This is a genomic window from Burkholderia sp. AW33-5 (assembly GCF_053427615.1).
On sequence record NZ_JBSAXA010000001.1, the window covers coordinates 177,763 to 193,918 of the forward strand.

14 protein-coding genes and 2 pseudogenes are annotated in these 16,156 nt (G+C 66.4%); 7 read left to right on the plus strand and 9 right to left on the minus strand.

The genetic code is table 11. The annotated features are described in order from the left end of the window. Positions 1 to 37: 37 nt before the first annotated feature. The gene (locus tag ACV22V_RS00850; RefSeq protein ID WP_059533697.1) at positions 38 to 916 is read right to left on the minus strand and encodes a response regulator; all 879 of its coding nucleotides are present in this window, start codon (positions 914 to 916) and stop codon (positions 38 to 40) included. 336 nt (positions 917 to 1,252) lie between these two features. Here ACV22V_RS00850 and ACV22V_RS00855 point away from each other — a divergent pair. Beyond that, positions 1,253 to 1,524 (plus strand): annotated as a pseudogene (locus tag ACV22V_RS00855) (sel1 repeat family protein); the annotation flags it as partial. A gap of 21 nt (positions 1,525 to 1,545) precedes the next feature. On the opposite strand, the gene ACV22V_RS00860 reads toward ACV22V_RS00855, so the two are convergent. Next, on the minus strand, positions 1,546 to 2,562 hold the full coding sequence (locus ACV22V_RS00860) for a 1-aminocyclopropane-1-carboxylate deaminase (protein WP_059692533.1): 1,017 nt from the start codon (positions 2,560 to 2,562) through the stop codon (positions 1,546 to 1,548). Between the two features lie 191 nt (positions 2,563 to 2,753). Here ACV22V_RS00860 and ACV22V_RS00865 point away from each other — a divergent pair, with 191 nt between their 5' ends. The 3 genes from ACV22V_RS00865 (at position 2,754) to ACV22V_RS00875 (ending at position 4,313) form a co-directional block, all read left to right on the plus strand. Beyond that, a complete protein-coding gene (locus ACV22V_RS00865) occupies positions 2,754 to 3,254 on the plus strand; it encodes an Lrp/AsnC family transcriptional regulator (RefSeq protein WP_059533702.1) in 501 nt (166 codons plus the stop codon). A gap of 184 nt (positions 3,255 to 3,438) precedes the next feature. Further along, entirely contained in the window at positions 3,439 to 3,726 is a 288-nt protein-coding gene (locus tag ACV22V_RS00870) for a hypothetical protein (protein WP_448012712.1), read from the plus strand. After that, positions 3,723 to 4,313, plus strand: coding sequence for a class I SAM-dependent methyltransferase (locus ACV22V_RS00875; RefSeq protein WP_059692532.1), 591 nt, complete (start codon positions 3,723 to 3,725; stop codon positions 4,311 to 4,313). Before ACV22V_RS00870 ends, ACV22V_RS00875 begins: the two co-directional genes overlap by 4 nt. 297 nt (positions 4,314 to 4,610) lie before the next feature. Here the strand turns inward: ACV22V_RS00875 and ACV22V_RS00880 are convergent, their stop codons facing one another. Next, on the minus strand, positions 4,611 to 5,762 hold the full coding sequence (locus ACV22V_RS00880; RefSeq protein ID WP_059692531.1) for a porin: 1,152 nt from the start codon (positions 5,760 to 5,762) through the stop codon (positions 4,611 to 4,613). A 565-nt stretch (positions 5,763 to 6,327) separates the two neighbouring features. On the opposite strand from ACV22V_RS00880, the gene ACV22V_RS00885 reads away from it, so the two are divergent. The 3 genes from ACV22V_RS00885 to ACV22V_RS00895 all read left to right on the plus strand — a co-directional run bounded on the left by ACV22V_RS00885 (position 6,328) and on the right by ACV22V_RS00895 (position 9,237). Beyond that, positions 6,328 to 7,365 carry an ABC transporter substrate-binding protein gene (locus ACV22V_RS00885; RefSeq protein ID WP_059692529.1) on the plus strand — a complete coding sequence of 346 codons (1,038 nt, stop codon included), beginning with the start codon at positions 6,328 to 6,330 and terminating at the stop codon, positions 7,363 to 7,365. 70 nt (positions 7,366 to 7,435) lie between these two features. Next, entirely contained in the window at positions 7,436 to 8,401 is a 966-nt protein-coding gene (locus tag ACV22V_RS00890) for an ABC transporter permease (protein WP_448012713.1), read from the plus strand. A 14-nt stretch (positions 8,402 to 8,415) separates the two neighbouring features. Further along, entirely contained in the window at positions 8,416 to 9,237 is an 822-nt protein-coding gene (locus ACV22V_RS00895; RefSeq protein WP_059692527.1) for a quaternary amine ABC transporter ATP-binding protein, read from the plus strand. A gap of 44 nt (positions 9,238 to 9,281) precedes the next feature. Here the strand turns inward: ACV22V_RS00895 and ACV22V_RS00900 are convergent. From ACV22V_RS00900 to aldA, 6 genes and pseudogenes are all read right to left on the minus strand, one after another. Then, a pseudogene (locus ACV22V_RS00900) lies at positions 9,282 to 9,531 on the minus strand (alcohol dehydrogenase catalytic domain-containing protein); the annotation flags it as partial. A gap of 76 nt (positions 9,532 to 9,607) precedes the next feature. Then, entirely contained in the window at positions 9,608 to 10,195 is a 588-nt protein-coding gene (locus ACV22V_RS00905) for a class I SAM-dependent methyltransferase (RefSeq protein WP_448012714.1), read from the minus strand. 110 nt (positions 10,196 to 10,305) lie between these two features. After that, positions 10,306 to 11,973 carry a GMC family oxidoreductase gene (locus ACV22V_RS00910; RefSeq protein WP_448012715.1) on the minus strand — a complete coding sequence of 556 codons (1,668 nt, stop codon included), beginning with the start codon at positions 11,971 to 11,973 and terminating at the stop codon, positions 10,306 to 10,308. Positions 11,974 to 11,989: 16 nt separating this feature from the next. Then, the gene (locus tag ACV22V_RS00915) at positions 11,990 to 13,207 is read right to left on the minus strand and encodes a mandelate racemase/muconate lactonizing enzyme family protein (protein WP_448012716.1); all 1,218 of its coding nucleotides are present in this window, start codon (positions 13,205 to 13,207) and stop codon (positions 11,990 to 11,992) included. Further along, positions 13,204 to 14,532: an MFS transporter gene (locus ACV22V_RS00920; RefSeq protein WP_448012717.1), complete on the minus strand. Its 1,329-nt coding sequence runs from the start codon at positions 14,530 to 14,532 to the stop codon at positions 13,204 to 13,206. The genes ACV22V_RS00915 and ACV22V_RS00920 overlap by 4 nt, the downstream gene beginning before the upstream one ends. A gap of 130 nt (positions 14,533 to 14,662) precedes the next feature. Then, positions 14,663 to 16,087 carry an aldehyde dehydrogenase gene (gene aldA, locus ACV22V_RS00925; protein ID WP_448012718.1) on the minus strand — a complete coding sequence of 475 codons (1,425 nt, stop codon included), beginning with the start codon at positions 16,085 to 16,087 and terminating at the stop codon, positions 14,663 to 14,665. Positions 16,088 to 16,156: the final 69 nt, after the last annotated feature.

A 16,156-nucleotide genomic window follows, 5' to 3' on the forward strand; every position in this document is an offset into this window, starting at 1 on the left:
TTGATCGTGTTCGTGTGGTGGAGTTCTTGTCGTGGTCTCAGCTCGCGGCGGCGGCCGTTGCGGCCGGCAGCGCGATCTTCAGTTCGCGCGCGACTTCGGCGAACAGGATCGGCAGGCGCACCGGCTTTTCCTCGCAGCGCGCGTTGTAGTGCGACACGATGTGCGCGATTTCGTCCTCGCTCGCTTCGCCGGTGGAGATCTTGCCGGTCAGCAGGAAGATCGGCGCGCCGCCGTTCTCGCTCGAACGGATGCCGCGCACGAGCTCGGCGGCGGTCTGGTCGCCGAGCATCCAGTCGAGGATGTAGCCGTCGAAATCCTCGACTTCCAGCGCCTTGCGGAACGACGCGCCGTCATGGTACGGAATCGCGTTCACGCCCTTTTCGATGAAGTATTCGCAGACGGTTTCGGCGACGTCCCGCGAATCGTCGACGACCGCGATCCGCGCCGCGTACACGGTCGGCTGGCTCGAGCGCAGTTCGATGACGTCGACCGGATAGAGGCGGCCTTCGCGCGCGTGCTGGCGTTCGGTGACGATCCATTCGCCCTGCCACTGCAACGCGACGAAATCCGTTTCGGTCTGGCTGCTGGCCTTCGCCGAGATCGCCGCGCGGCAGCGGAAACGACGCGACTCGATCACGAGCGTCGCGTCGATCATCTCCGCGGCGGCCGGCTGCGTGCCCTTGTCGTCGAGCAGGATCGCGGGCGGCACGCCGAAGTGCGTCGCGATGTCCTGCAACTGCGACAGGTTCCACGGGATCAGGCCTTTCATCTTGCGCGTGACGACCGAGAAACTGAGGCCCAGCACGTTCGCGATCGTCGTGTTGTGACTGCGCGGCGGGATGCCGTTGCGCGTCAGCAGATCGCGCACCTTGGTGGCGGTGATGAGGTCGGCGTTGGCCTGCTCGCTATTGGGCATCTCGAAGGGGTCTCCTGGTTTGAGCGACGAAGAGCATATTCAAAAGTGACGCGATGCGCAAACTTTGAAATCGCGAATCACCTTGACATGCCGTTTTTCTCCATTATTATTGCTCACCACGTCACTATTGTTTGTTGCGTCATGTTTGGAGGCCGGTGTCGACAACGGTCGGCCCAGCGAAAAGCGGCAACCAGCGCGTGACTGAACGATTCGAAGAGAGCCTGAGAGAGCCTTGGACTGCGTGTCGGCGTGGGTGAATTGTATTCGCCCCGCCGCGCGCAAGCCGGGTACGCGCTCGCGACAAGATGGCGCGAAGCCGTGCGGTGCAAATGGAACGTGGGAGAAGAAACGACGGTTCGTCGTTTGCTGGCGCCGGGGCTGTTGCTGTTGGCCGCATGCGCGTGATGCGTCCGTCACCGGCAACTTGGTGCGGATCTGCAATAACACCGGGTGTTCCGATCGCCCTAAAGATCAGGTTTCCTATCAAAAAAGGGCGATTCCGACGACGGCGACGGATCCGCGCATCGTTTCGTTGAAGCAGCCGTCGAAGGCCGCCCGCGACCTCCGCCTTGCGTTATTTCCGCGGCGCCGACGTCGCGCATGCGTCGCCGGTCTGCCACAACGCGAGATCAACCTTCCCGAAAAATCCCGCTATACGCGCTCAACGCCGGCACCCCGCCGAGGTGCGCGTACAGCACCTTCGACCCCGGCTCGAATTCCCCGCGCCGCACCTTGTCGATCATCCCGTGCATCGATTTGCCTTCATAGACGGGATCGGTCAGCATGCCTTCCAGCCGCGCACACAGACGAATCGCCTCCAGCGTGCCGTCGTTCGGCAGTCCGTATTCGGGCCCGGCATAGCGCGTATCGAGCACCACGTCCTGCTCGTCGATATCGCGCCCCAGCCCGACCAGCTCGGCCGTGTGCCGGGCGATGCGCGTGATCTGTTCGTGCGTGCGCTCGGGCGTTGCCGACGCGTCGATGCCGATCACGCGGTCCGCGCGTCCGTCGGCCGCGAAGCCGACCACCATCCCCGCCTGCGTGCTGCCCGTGACCGAGCAGACCACGACGTAATCGAACTTGAAGCCGAGTTGCGCTTCCTGCTCGCGTACTTCTTCCGCGAAGCCGACGAACCCGAGCCCGCCGAGCGGATGCTCGGAACACCCGGCAGGAATCGGATACGGCTTGCCGCCCGCCTGCCGCACGCTTTCCATCGCCTCTTCCCAGCTGCGGCGAATGCCGATGTCGAAGCCGTCGGCGACGAGCCGCACGTCGGCGCCCATCATCCGCGACAGCTGGATGTTCCCGACGCGGTCGTACACCGGATCCTCGTAGTTGACCCAGTGCTCCTGCACGAGCACGCACTTCATCCCCAGATGCGCGGCGACGGCCGCGACCTGGCGGGTCTGGTTCGACTGCACGCCGCCGATCGACACGAGCGTGTCGGCGCCTTGCGCGAGCGCGTCGGGGACGAGGTATTCGAGCTTGCGCGTCTTGTTGCCGCCGAAAGCGAGGCCGCTGTTGCAGTCCTCGCGCTTCGCATATAGCTCGACCTTGCCGCCGAGGTGCGCGCTCAGGCGCTTGAGCGGCTGGATCGGGGTCGGGCCGAACGTGAGCGGATAACGGGGGAAACGTTGCAGGTTCATCGGCAAGCTCCGAAAGGCGGTGGGCGGGAATTCGAGTCGGTCGGGTGCGGCCGGCACGCCGTGTCCCGATGGAAAAATGATAGGCAGGACCCCGCGAAATGAGCTTGCGAAATAAGTACTGGCGACCTACGTTATCGATGAAATGACGATCGGATAGTTAAGTTTGATTCGTAAAATGTACGGGAGACGCAATGAAATTAGATCGTGGAAGCGCAGTGCCAGCCGAAACGGCGCCGGTGCTCGACCGCATCGACCGCGCGATCCTGCGGCAGTTGCAGCAGGACGCGTCGATCTCGAACGTGAGCCTCGCCGCGAAGGTGAAGCTGAGCGCGCCGGCGTGCCTGCGGCGCGTCGAGCGGTTGAAGGAGATGGGGTTGATTCGCGGCATCGTGGCGCTGCTCGACCCGAAGCCGCTGGGTGCCGGGATGCTGGTGGTGATCGGCTTCGTGCTCGATCGTTCGACGCCGGAGGCGTTCGCCGAGTTCGAGAAGGCCGCGCAGAAGGTGTCGGGATGTGTCGAATGTCACGTGGTGACCGGCGAATTCGACTACTTCATGCTGGTGCGCACGCGCGACAACGAGAGCTTCAACCGCTTGCATGCGGAACAGCTGCTGTACCTGCCCGGGGTGCGGCAGGTGCGCTCGTTCATGGTGCTGAAGGAAATCCTGTCGACGCATGCGCTGCCGGTGTAGCGCATCGCGATGTGGTCGGCCGCGCACGCTGCGTTGACGGCATGCGGGGGCCAGCGGAAGGGGCTAGCGCCACTCCGCAGGGCAACGCTTCGCGGAGAAAACGACTGGTGTGCGGGGATCTTCAGCGTGCGCGTCGAGCACGCGCGGACCAACCTGCGATGAGGCAGCGGGGCGGCGCGAACCGTTGACCGACGAATTGTCGGCGAGCGGTATCCCGCGCAGTTTCAGCAGCGCGTCGACCGCTGATCGGGCAGCCGTCGGTTGCACGGCACGCATCGGTGACGCAATCAGGGACAATCTTCACGTCGCCTTAAGTTTGCATTTCCTAGAATCGATTGATCGCCGCGCGAGCGCGGCGAACCGATTCTTCAGGAGGATGCACGTGAAAGAACCCCGTGTCGTCGTAGCCCTGTTGCAGGCAGTCATTGGCACGTCGAAGCCGAACGCGCAACCGCGCAAGGTCGGCCGATGACCTGGCCGAACGCGTTGCGTGTCTCGGCACTGTTCGTGCGCGAGTGGGTCGGCCGCCCGGCCGCGGTGGGCGCGTTGTGCCCGAGTTCGCGGCATCTGGCGCGCGAGATGGCCGATGCGGTGCCGGACGGCGACGGGCTCGTCGTCGAACTCGGCGGCGGCACCGGCGCGATCACCGCCGCGTTGCTCGAACGCGGCGTCGCGCCACGGCGTCTCGTCGTGGTCGAGCGGTCGCCGGCGTTCGTGCAGCACCTGCGACGCCGCTTTCCCGGCATCTCCATCGTGTCGGGCGACGCGCGGCAGCTCGAGCGGCTGCTGCCGCCCGACGCGGCGGTCGATGCGATCGTGTCCTGCCTGCCGCTGCGCACGCTGCCGCGCGAGGACGTGACGGCGATCGTCGGGCAGTGCGAGCGCGTGCTGTCGGTCGACGGCGTGATGATCCAGTTCACCTACGATTTGCGCGTGCCCGAGCGTCACCCGCTGCGCGATCCGGCATTTGTTGCCGACGCCAGCCGGATCGTGTGGGCAAATATTCCGCCCGCGCGCATCGTCACGATGCGCCGGGCCGCCATCGGACAGGTGGCGTGATGTCCGCATCGTGGCGCGCTTCCTTTCATCGACCCTGCGGATGCCGTCGGGCGCGGTTCAAGTCGCGATGTCCGGCATGAAGGACACCGGGCGTCGAGGCGGTACACGTGTATCGGTGGATAGTCGGCGGTTGTCCTGTCAGCGTTGGCGGGCCGCACGCACGACCTGCGATGAATCACGTTGCGCCGCGACGTCGCCGGCACGAAGCAAAAAGCCCGCCGGCAGGCTTGCGCCTGCGGGCGGGCAAAGACACCACGGCAGATCCGCGCGGGTGTCGCGTGAAGACGGCGAAACGGGTCAGAACTTGTGGCGCAGCGCGAGTCGCACGGCCACCTGATTCGACGTCGACGACGGCGCGTCGGTGCCCGGGATGAAAGCCTGGTCGAGAATCGATCCGGTCTTGTCGCCGGCGATGTGCTGGTATGCGGCTTGCACGTACACGTCGGTCCGCTTCGACAGGTTGTAGTCGGCCATCAGCCCGACCGAGTGAATCTTCGGCTTCGCGTCGCCGGTCGACGCGTCGTATTTCTCGAGCGACAGCACGTACTGCGCGCCGACCATGAACGCCGGCGTGATCTGGTAGGCGCCGTTCACTTCGAAATTCTGGTACTTGATCGCGCTGACCGTCGCACCCGGCGCGATGATCGCCCCCGGCGTGCCGAGATAGCCGTTGCCGGTCGGGTTCTTGTAGTTCGAGTTCGTGTACGCGAAGCCGACCGTCGCTGGACCGAACGTGTAGTTGATGCCCGCGCCGAACACGCGCATGCGCTCGGCGATGTAGCTGGCGTCGTTCGCGGTGATCGCGCCGGCCGAACCGTCGCCGGGGTGGTTCGCCTGCAGGTACGCGGCGCCGATCAGCAGCCCGTTGTTCTGATATTGCGCGCCGAAGCTGTATGCGCGATTGTCCGAAAAGTTCGTGCTGTTGCTGAAGCTGTATGCGCCACCGAACTGGAAGCCGCCGAAGTTCGGACTCGCGTATTTCACCGTGTTGTCGAGGCGGAACGAGTTGTCGGTGTTGTCGTTGTCGAACGGGTGCGCGAGCAGGTAGCCGCCCCAGTTGCCATTGGCGGTGGTCGGCGCGAGATAGTCGACGACGGAATCGTACTGGCGACCGAAGGTCAGCGTGCCGTACTGCGCCTGGCTCAGGCCGACATAGGCCTGGCGGCCGAACATGCGGCCGCCTTGGTTGAGCCGGCCGCTGTTGACGTCGAAGCCGTTCTCGAGCTGGAAGATCGCCTTCAGGCCGCCGCCGAGATCCTCGTTCCCCTTCAGGCCCCAGCGGCTGCCCTGCGCATAGCCGCTTGCCATTTCGTAGACGTGGCCGGTGCCGACGTTGTTCGTGTAGTTGAGGCCTTCATCGATCACGCCGTACAGCGTGACGCTGCTTTGCGCGAATGCGGGTGACGCGAAGGCTGCGGTGACGGCGAGCGCGGTCAGTTTCCTGTTCATTGAGATCTCCGGGGTATCCAGCTTGTATCGGTTGTCGTGAGCGCGTCTGGCGAGGCGCGTCCCGTCATCCTGGGCGAAGCGGCGCGGCGCGCGCGGCACCGGTCCGCGCGAGCGCGGCGGCGTGCCGACGGGCGGCGTCCGATCCTGTCTCCTCCGATGACACCGCGCATTGTTCCGAAGCCGAAACGGAACCGAAAGCGAGTAATTTCGATGGATGGAATCGGGTTCGTCGATGGGTGCGCCGACCGCCTTCGACCGCCGGTACGGCGTGCCGCGGCTGCGCGCCGGCGCCGGCCGAGCCGTTGCCGAACGCAGGCGCGACGCGCCTGCGCCGGGGCCGGCAGCGGCCCCGGAGAATCGGCCGCGAGGCCCGTTCGGCGGGCCTGACGCGGCAGCCGGAGATCGATTGGCGCGGCCGATTGCAATGATCGGAATTACTCGTTTCCCTAAACATATCGGCGGCTCGACCATGCAGGCTGACCGGACGTGGATGGATACGCGATTCGCCGGTCGCCGCGCATGCCGCGACGCATAAACAACAGATTCGATTTGGAGACGACCCACCATGCAGATTCGACGACTGAGAACGGTCCTTCTTGCCGCCGCGACGATCCTGTCCGCGCCCGCGGCCCATGCGGCCGGCGGCGCGTGCGCCGACGGCAAGACGGTCCATTTCGCGGGCATCACGTGGGAAAGCGGATCGTTCGCGACCGAGGTGCTGCGGCAGATCATGGAGAAGGGTTACGGCTGCAAGACCGACGTCGTGCCTGGCAGCACGGCGGCGACGGAAACGGCGCTCGCGCGCAACGATCTGCAGATCTGGGCCGAGCAGTGGACGGGCCGCAGCGAGATCACCGCAAAGGCCGTCGCGTCGGGCGCCGTGAAGCTGATCGGCGACACGCTGCCGGGCGGCACGACGGAAGGCTGGTTCGTGCCCGAGTACGTGGTGAAGGGCGACCCGGCGCGCAACATCAAGCCGATCGCTCCGGGGCTCGCGTCGGTCGACGATCTGCCGAAGTTCAAGCAGGTGTTCGCCGACGAGGAGGAGCCGGACAAGGGCCGCTTCCTGAACTGCCCGACGGGTTGGGACTGCGAGCGCGTGAACACGCGCCTCCTGAAGGTACTGAAGCTCGACCAGTCGTACACGAACTTCCATCCGGGCACGGGCGCGGCGCTCGACGCGGCGATCGCATCGGCATACCAGCGCGGTGCGCCGATCGTGTTCTATTACTGGGGCCCGGCCGCGCTGATGGCGAAATACAAGTTCGCGGCGCTGAAGATGCCGGCCTATAACGAAGCTTGCTGGAAGACGCTGCGCGACGAGAGCAGCACGCATCAGTGCGCGTCGTCGTACATGGTGTCGCGGCTGACTGTCGGCGTGTCGAAGCCGTTCGCCGACGCGAACCCCGATCTCGTCGGCGTGTTCGGCAAGGTGCGCTTTCCGATGGATTTCCTGAATCAGACGATCCTCGAGATGACCACGAAGAAGGTCGACGGCGCGGCGATGGCCACGCAGTTCCTGAAGACGCGCCCGGACATGTGGAAGCAGTGGGTGCCGGCCGACGTCGCGCAGAAGATCGCCGGCAGCCTGAAGGGCGCGTAACCTGCGCGCGGCGGCGGGCCTGCACCCGCCGCCGCCGTCACGCGCCTTTGCGGCGCGACGGAGAATCATCATGAACGGCTTCTTCCTGCACCTGTCGATCGCCGACTGGGTCAACGGCGCGCTCGAGACGTTCGTCGCGCAATACGGCGACAGCTTTCATCACTTCAGCGCGCTGCTGTTGCGCTACCTGCTCGTGCCGCTCGAAGGCGCGCTGCGCGTTGCGCCGCCGTGGCTCGTGCTGCTCGTTGTCGGCGCGATCGCGTGGAACGCGACGCGCCGCATCGGCCTCGGCGTGCTCTTCATGCTGCTGCTCTACGCGATCGGCTGCTTCGGCCTGTGGGACAAGCTGATGCAGACGCTCGCGCTGATGCTCGTCGCGACGGTGCTGTCGGTCGCGATCGGCGTGCCGCTCGGCATTCTCGCGTCGCGCAGCCCGTGGCTGCGCCGGCTGCTGCTGCCCGTGCTCGACGTGATGCAGACGCTGCCGAGCTTCGTCTACCTGATTCCGGTGCTGATGCTGTTCGGGCTCGGCAAGGTGCCGGCCATCCTCGCGACGATCATCTACGCATTGCCGCCGCTGATCCGGCTCACCGATCTCGGCATCCGTCACGTCGATCCGGACGTGACCGAGGCCGCGCGCGCGTTCGGCACGACACGCTGGCAACTGCTCGTGAACGTGCAGTTGCCGCTCGCGCGGCCGAGCATCATGGCCGGCATCAACCAGACGACGATGATGGCGCTGTCGATGGTCGTGATCGCGTCGATGATCGGCTCGCGCGGCCTTGGCGAGGACGTGCTCGCGGGCATCCAGACGCTTGACGTCGGCAAGGGCACGCAGGCGGGCGTCGCGATCGTGATCCTCGCGATCGTGATCGACCGAATCAGCCAGGGCTTCGGCCAGGAACGCCGCGCGCGGCGGCAGCTTGCGCGGCAGCGCCGCGAGAAGGGCGCGTCGCGCGTGCCGTACCGGCTGCCGCGCAAGGCGGCGCCGGCGGGCACCGATTCGAACCAGCCGGCGCAATCGTCGCGCGCATAGCCAGGGAGGCACACATGGCGACCATCGAAGTCAAACACGTGTACAAGCTGTTCGGGCCGGAGGCAGCGCATCCGCGCGTGCTCGATCTGTTGCGCGCGGGCAGGTGCAAGGCCGACGTGCTGTCGGAAACGGGCTGCAACGTCGGACTCAACGACGTGAGCCTCGGCATCGCGTCGGGCGAGATCTTCGTGATCATGGGGCTGTCGGGCTCGGGGAAATCGACGCTCGTGCGGCACTTCAACCGGCTGATCGAGCCGACGGCCGGCGAGATCGTGATCGACGGCAACGATGTGATCAAGCTCGATCCGCACGGGCTGCGTGAGCTGCGTCGCTACAAGGTCAGCATGGTGTTCCAGAACTTCGGACTGCTGCCGCACCAGACCGTGCTCGACAATGCCGCGTATGCGCTGCGCACGCGCGGTGAAAACCGCCACGACGCGACGCAAGCCGCGCGCAACTGGCTGACGAAGGTCGGGCTCGACGGCTACGGCGAGCATTATCCGGACGAGCTGTCGGGCGGGATGCGGCAGCGGGTCGGCCTAGCGCGTGCGCTGGCGGCCGATACCGACGTGCTGTTGATGGACGAGGCATTTTCCGCGCTCGATCCGCTGATCCGCACCGAGATGCAGGATCAGTTGCTCGAGCTGCAGGCGACGCTGTCGAAGACGATCGTCTTCATCACGCACGATCTCGACGAGGCATTGCGCATCGGCGACCGGATCGCGATCCTGCGCGACGGCACGCTCGTGCAGGTCGGGACACCGGACGAAATCCTGTCGCGGCCGGCGGACGATTATGTGCGGCGGTTCGTCGAGAAGCGCACGAGTGTGAGCTGACGCGCAGTATCCGGTCACGCCGCCCGGTGCGCGGCCTTCGTCGGCACGCCCTCGCCGGCCACGACGACTTCGCCTTCGATTTCCAGGCCCGGGACGTCGGATGCGCCGGGCGGCCTGGTCGTACGACCCCTTGCGTTGCAGCACGTCCGGGCCGTTGACGCCGGCGGCGTGAACCCGGATCAGCACGTGGTCGGCGTCGGGTCGCGGCACGGGGCGATGTGCCGTCGCGAGGACTTCGGGGCTGCCGGGGCGGGCGATTTCGACGGCCGCCTTACATCGTGCGGGTTCGACGATGCCGCAATGTCGCGCGATGTGCGGGATCGACGGCGGCCGAGTGTGAACCGGGCCGAGGACGGCGGCAGCGAGCGGGTTACTTCGTGCCGAGCACGCAAGCGAGCGGATGCGACGGCACGCCGTTGCGATGCACGGCAACCGAGGCGAAACCGGCTTCGGGCATCAGCCGCGCCAGCTTCTCGGGCCGGTATGCGTCGTAGGGTGCCCGCCCGAGGTCGCGGACGGTGATCGCGACGATCCCGCCGCGCCTGACGACGCGGTGCAATTCGCGCAGGCCGCGTGTTGGCGCCGGCCAGAAATAGATGCAATTGATCGAGAATGCCTTGTCGAACACCTCGTCGGCGAACGGGAGCGCATCGACGGAACCGAGCGCAAGCCGCACGCGACCCTGGTCGATCGCGATGCGGTTCAGGCGCCGTGCGGCGGTCAGCATGGTCGGCGAATGATCGACGCCGGCGATGCGGCAGGACGGCGCCGCTTCGGTGGCGAGCCGGATCGCATCGCCGGGGCCGAACCCGACTTCGAGTGCATGCTCGCCGTCCGCGATCGCCAGCAGCGACAGCGTCCATGCGTTGTCCGGCCGGTTGTGCCGACGCATGATGCGGCCGACGATCCGGCCGATCACGCCACGCGGCAAGCCGGCTTGCCCGAGATGAGTCTTCATGGTGTTTGCCCTCCGGTTCGACGGCGAGCAAGCAGCGTGCCGCCGCCGCGACGTTCGGGGAGCACGCGCAAGGCCGTTTGCCGCGGCGGCGTGGCGGCGCGACCGTGGCGTCAGGGCGTGATCGCTTCCCTTTCGTGCATCCGCGCGCCGGCCGCTTCGCCTCGCAACGCATCCGCCAGAATCAGATCCGCGCCTTTCTCCGCGACCATCATCGTCGGCGCGTTGATGTTGCCCGACGTGATGTTCGGGAACACCGAGGCATCGACGATCCGCAGCGCCTGCAGTCCGTGCACGCGCAGCGCCGCATCGACCACCGACGTCGTCGCGTCCGGCCCCATCGCGCACGAGCCGCAGAGGTGATAGATCGAGCCCGACTGCTCGCGGAAATACTGGAGCATCGCTTCGTCGGAATCGACCTGCGGCCCCGGCGAGATTTCCTCGACGGTCATCGACGTCAGCGCCGGTGCGCGCATCAGCGCGCGAATCACCTTGCTGCCCTGAACGGCTTCGTCGAGATCCTTTTGAGTGGTGAGCGCGTTAATGCGGATCTTCGCGGCATCTTCCGCGCGGTTCGACGCGATCTCGATCGTGCCGCGGCTCGTCGGCCGGCACGGGTTGAACGCGATCAGGAATCCGGAATAGGGTTCGGGCTTGATGCTCGCGCGATCGCTCTTCGGGATCCGGTACGACAGCGGGTTGAAGTAGAGCTGAATATTCGGCTCCTGCGCATCGGCCGTCCCGCGGAAGAAGCCACCCGCCTGGTTCACGCTCATCGCGAGTGGGCCGCGCCGGGTCAGCAGGTAGCGCAAGCCGATCTTGAGCTTGCCGAGGAGCGTACCCATCTCGTCGTTCAGCGTCGGCCGGTTCGCCTTGAAGTAGAAGCTCACGCACAGGTGATCCTGCAGGTTGCGGCCGACGGCCGGCAGCGCATGCACGAGCGGCACGCGCTGGCGCGCGAGCAGCGCCGGATCGCCCACCCCCGACAGTTGCAGCAGCTTCGGCGTATCGACCGCGCCAGCTGCGAGGATCACCTCGCGCGCGGCGGCGAGCGTTTCGTCGCCGTGTTCGCCCGCGACGATCACGCCGGTCGCACGCGTGCCGTCGAACGTCACGCGCCGCACGAGCACACCTGAGCGCAGTGTGAGGTTCGAACGGCGCAGCGCGGGACGCAGGTACGCGAAGCTGCTGGAACAGCGTTCGCCGTTCCTGGTGTTCAGGTCGTAGATGCCCGCACCCTCGAACTGCGCGCCGTTGAAGTCGTCGGTGTGTGGCAGGTTCAGCTGCGCGCAGCCCTTCAGGAACGCATGGATGATCGGATGCACGTCGGCCTTCATCGACGTGATATGGATTGGCCCGGTCGAGCCATGATGCTGCGGATCGGTCGCACCGGCCGCGTGTGTCTCGAGCTTGCGGAAATACGGCAGCACGTCGTCGTACGCCCAGCCCGGATTGCCGGCCTTCGCCCAGTCGTCGTAGTCGCTGCGCTGGCCGCGCACGTAGACCATCGCGTTGATCGAGCCCGACCCGCCGACCACCTTGCCGCGCGGGCAGTACAGCTTGCGATTGGCGAGCTGCGCCTCCGGCTCGCTGTAGTACATCCAGTTGTAGCGGCGGCTGTAGTAGGTCTTCGTGAAGCCGATCGGCACCTTGAACCAGAACGACGCGTCGTGTTCGCCCGCTTCGAGCAGCAGCACCGAATAGCGGCCCGATTCGCTCATCCGGTTCGCGAGAATGCAGCCGGCCGAACCCGCGCCGACGATGATGTAGTCGTAGGTCATGTTTCGTCCTTCGCGGTCAGCCCTTCGCGGGCGCGAGATCCTTCACGTCGACGGGGTGTTCGCCCATCTGCAGGTGAAGCCGTTCGCCGGTGTACGGTGCGTGACGGCGCACGACGTCCATGTCGAGCTCGATGCCGAGGCCCGGCTCGTTCGACGGGATGATGTAGCCGTCTTCCCAGCGGATCGGCGTTTTCACGACCTGCGCATGGAAACCGCCCCAGGTCATGATGCTTTCCTGGATCAGGAAGTTCGGCGTGCAGGTCGCGAGCTGGATGCTCGCGGCCGCGCCCACCGGCCCGTTGTAGAGGTGCGGCGCGACCTGCGCGTAATGCACTTCGGCGAGCGTCGCGATCTTCTTCGCTTCGAGCAGGCCGCCCACGCGTGCCACGTTCAGCTGCAGGATCGATGCGCCGCCCGCCTGCAGCAGCTTGTGGAATTCGTACTTGGTCGTCAGGCGCTCGCCGGTCGCGATCGGAATCGACGTGTGCTTCGCAACTTCCGCGATCGCTTCTTCCTGCCCCGGCGGCACGGGCTCTTCGAACCACAGCGGGTCGTACTTCTCGAGCCGCTTCGCGAGCCGGATCGCCGACGAAGGCACCATCTGCCCGTGCGTGCCGAATAGCAGATCGGCCTTGCTGCCGACTGCGTCGCGCACGCGGCGGCAGAACAGCTCGCAGCGGTCGAGCACTTCCAGCGACAGCTGATGGCCCGAATAAGCCGTGTACGGACCGGCCGGGTCGAACTTGACCGCCGTGAAGCCGAGCTTCACGTTTTCGGCCGCGCACTCGGCGGCGAGATCGGGATCGTCGTAGTCGTATTCACCGTTCGCGTTCTTCGGATACAGGTACGTGTACGAGCGCAGTCGTTCGTGGATCCTGCCGCCGAGCAGCTCGTGCACGGGCTTGCCGGCGGCCTTGCCGATGATGTCCCAGCACGCCATCTCGAGCCCGCTGACGACGCCCATCATCGTGAGATCCGGTCGCTGCGTGAAGCCGCTCGAATAGGCCTGGCGGAACAGCCGCTCGACGTGGTGCGGATCGTGGTTCAGCAGGTAGCGCTCGAACACGTCGTCGATGATCGGGCCCATCGCCTTCGGATGGAACGTCGCCGAATAGATTTCGCCGACGCCTTCGATACCGCAATCGGTCTTCAGCGTGACGAAGATCCAGTACATCCCGCCAATGTGCGGCGGTGGTACGGCGACGATATGGGTGTCGAGTGAGACGATCTTCATACGGACTCCTTGATGCGGTCGAGGCGATGTTTGAGGAGCGCGGCGGCGCCCGCGCCGCACAGCGCGATGGCCGCGATATAGCCGAAATAGAGCTGATAGCCGTGCGCGCCGGGCCAGGTCTGCGTGACATAGCCGTTGATCAGCGGCACGAACACGTCAGGCGAATAGCCGAGCACCGAGATCAGGCCGATCGCGAGACCCGCGCAGTGCGCGGGCACGCGGCATTCGTCGAGCAGCGACCAGTAGAGGCCGCGGATCGCGTAGGTGAGGATGCCGATGAACAGCACGAGCACGACGAGCATCGCTTGCGGGCTGTGCGGCGGCGCGGCGATCAGCCCGACGAGCGACAGCGCCGCGAGCACGAGTGCCCAGAACAGCACGGACACCTTCGATACGCGATCGCCGAGGAAACCGCCGCCGATGCCGCCGACGGGTCGCATCCACAGCTTGAGCGTGGTGATGAAGCCGGCCGCCGTCGCGGTAAGCCCGAAATTGCCTTCGTGCAGATAGGCCGAGAAGCTGTAGGTCGCCCAGAACACCTGGTAGCCGCAGAACACGATGGCGGCGACGAGCCACAGCTCGGGGATCGCCGCGAGTGTTTTCAGGTCCGTCAGCACGTTGCCCCGGCGGCCGCTGTCGCGACGGCGTTGCGCTGCCGCCCCGCGATCGTCCGCGTGTGCCGGATCCTTCACCAGCGCGAGCAGCACGCCCAGCGCGATGCAGAAGAACGCGTACAGATGCACGACGAGCGTGAAGCCGGCCGCGTCGGTGCCGCCGCGTGCCTGCGTCACGTATGCGAAGAGCGTGATCGCGATGGTCGCGAGCAGCGCCTCGACGAGCCCGCGTCCGCCGTCCAGCAGCCCGAAGAAGCGGCCCTGTTCGTCGGGACCGGCGATCATGTTCACGCGCTTGATCACGGCCGCCCAGAACGTGAGGCCGGTCGTCAGCCCCCAGCCGCCGAAGATCAGCACGAGCGCGTTGAACGACGGCCCGGTCGCATAGACGAGACCGAGCGCGCCGGTCGCGAGCAACGAGAAGCAGATCAGCCAGCGCGGCGACAGGCGGTCCGCGAGCCAGCCGCTGGGCAGATAGCTGACGAGGAAGATCGTGCCGAGCGACGAGTACAGATAGCCGAGCTGCACGTCGTCGATACGGAAGAACTGCAGCATCGTCGGCTGGTATACCTGCCGCAGGTACAGCATCGGATAGATCGCGCCCGCGGCAATCACGAGCAGCAGCAGTTGCAGATAGCGTTGCGCGCGCGACTCGTGCGCGGCGCCGGGCGACGCGAGCGACGCGACGGGCGTCGACGGTTGGATCGTCATGGTGTCTTCCTCCATCAGGCGTTCCGGATGCGGACGCCTGCAGATTCGTTATGTGTCGTTCGATCGTTGGGGGCGGCGCGCGGCGTGGTGTCGTGGCCGCGCGTGCCGGAAATGGACCCGGGGGCGAGCGTCAGTACTTCATGACGACGAGGCGCGTCTGCGTGAATTCGAGCATGCCGTGCTTGCCGTCGTCGCCGCCGAGACCCGAACGTTTCCAGCCGGCGTGGAAGCCCTGGTACGGATCTGCCGGCGTTCGGTTCACGTACAGCTCGCCGGCTTCGATCGCGTTCGCCACCTTCATCGCGGTGCGGTAGTTCTCGGTGTAGAGCACCGACGACAGGCCGAACTGGTGGTCGTTCGCGAACGCGATGGCCTCGTCGATCGTCGCGTAGCGCAGCACGGGCATGATCGGGCCGAAAGTTTCCTCCTGCACGATTTCCATGTCCTGCCGTACGCCGGTGAGCAGCGTGGCCGGGTAGAAGAAGCCGGGACCGTCGGGGATCGCGCCGCCCGTTTCGAGCGTTGCGCCGGCCGCGATCGCGCGTTCGACCATTCCGTGAATGTGCGCGCGCGCCGATGCGCTCACGAGCGGCCCCATCCGCGTTGCGTCTTCCGCACGGTCGCCGATTCGCACGGCCGCCATCTTCTCCTTCAGCAGCGCGACGAAACGGTCGTGCACGCTGTCGTGCACGTACACGCGCTCGATCGCCGTGCAGAGCTGGCCGCAGTGCGTGGTTTTCGATGCGACGAGCGCGGCGGCCGCGCGCTCGAGGTCGGCGTCCGGCTCGATGATCGCGGGCGTCTTTCCGCCGAGTTCGAGCGACGGCTTCGCGATGTTCGCCTTGCAGTAGTCGAGCACCTTGCGACCCGCGTTCACGCTGCCCGTCAGCGTGATCATCCCGACTGCCGGATGCGTGCACAGCGCTTCGGCCGTCGCGTGGTCCATCGTCAGGATGTTGACGACGCCCGGCGGGAAGCCGGCTTCGTCGACGGCCTTCGCAATCTCGAACGCCGACACCGGCGTATGGTTGCTCGGCCGCACGACCACGGTGTTGCCGGCGATCAGCGCGGGCGCGATCTTGCGCAGCAGCGTGTAGACGGGGAAGTTGAACGGGATCAGGCACGCGACGACGCCGATCGGCTCGCGCTGCAGGAAGAGGTTCTCGTCGGGCGTATCGCTCGGGATGATCTCGCCCTCGATCCGGCGCGCCCACTCGGCGTGATAGCGCGTGATCTGGCCCGCGTAGACCGCTTCGTTCGCTGCGTCCTCGACGCTCTTGCCGGATTCCTGCGCGAGCGTCGCGCCGATGGCGGGCGCGCGTGCGGTCAGCGCGTCGGCAAGCCTGTGCAGACAGGTCGCGCGTTCGGCGCTCGGCAGCTTGCGCCATGTTTTCTGCGCGACGGCCGCGGCGGCGACGGCCGCGAGCGCGTCGGCCGGCGTCGCGGCCGGCACGCGCGCGAACGGTGCTTCGGTGGCGGGATTGTGGACGGCGATGGTCGCGTCGTTTTCCGGGGCGACGAAACGGCCGTTCACGTAGTTGCGTTCGGTACGCATGAAGTGGCTCCTCCGATGGGTGCGGGCGGATCGCTTCTAGCGGCGAAACGCGCGGCGCGGGACGGAAGC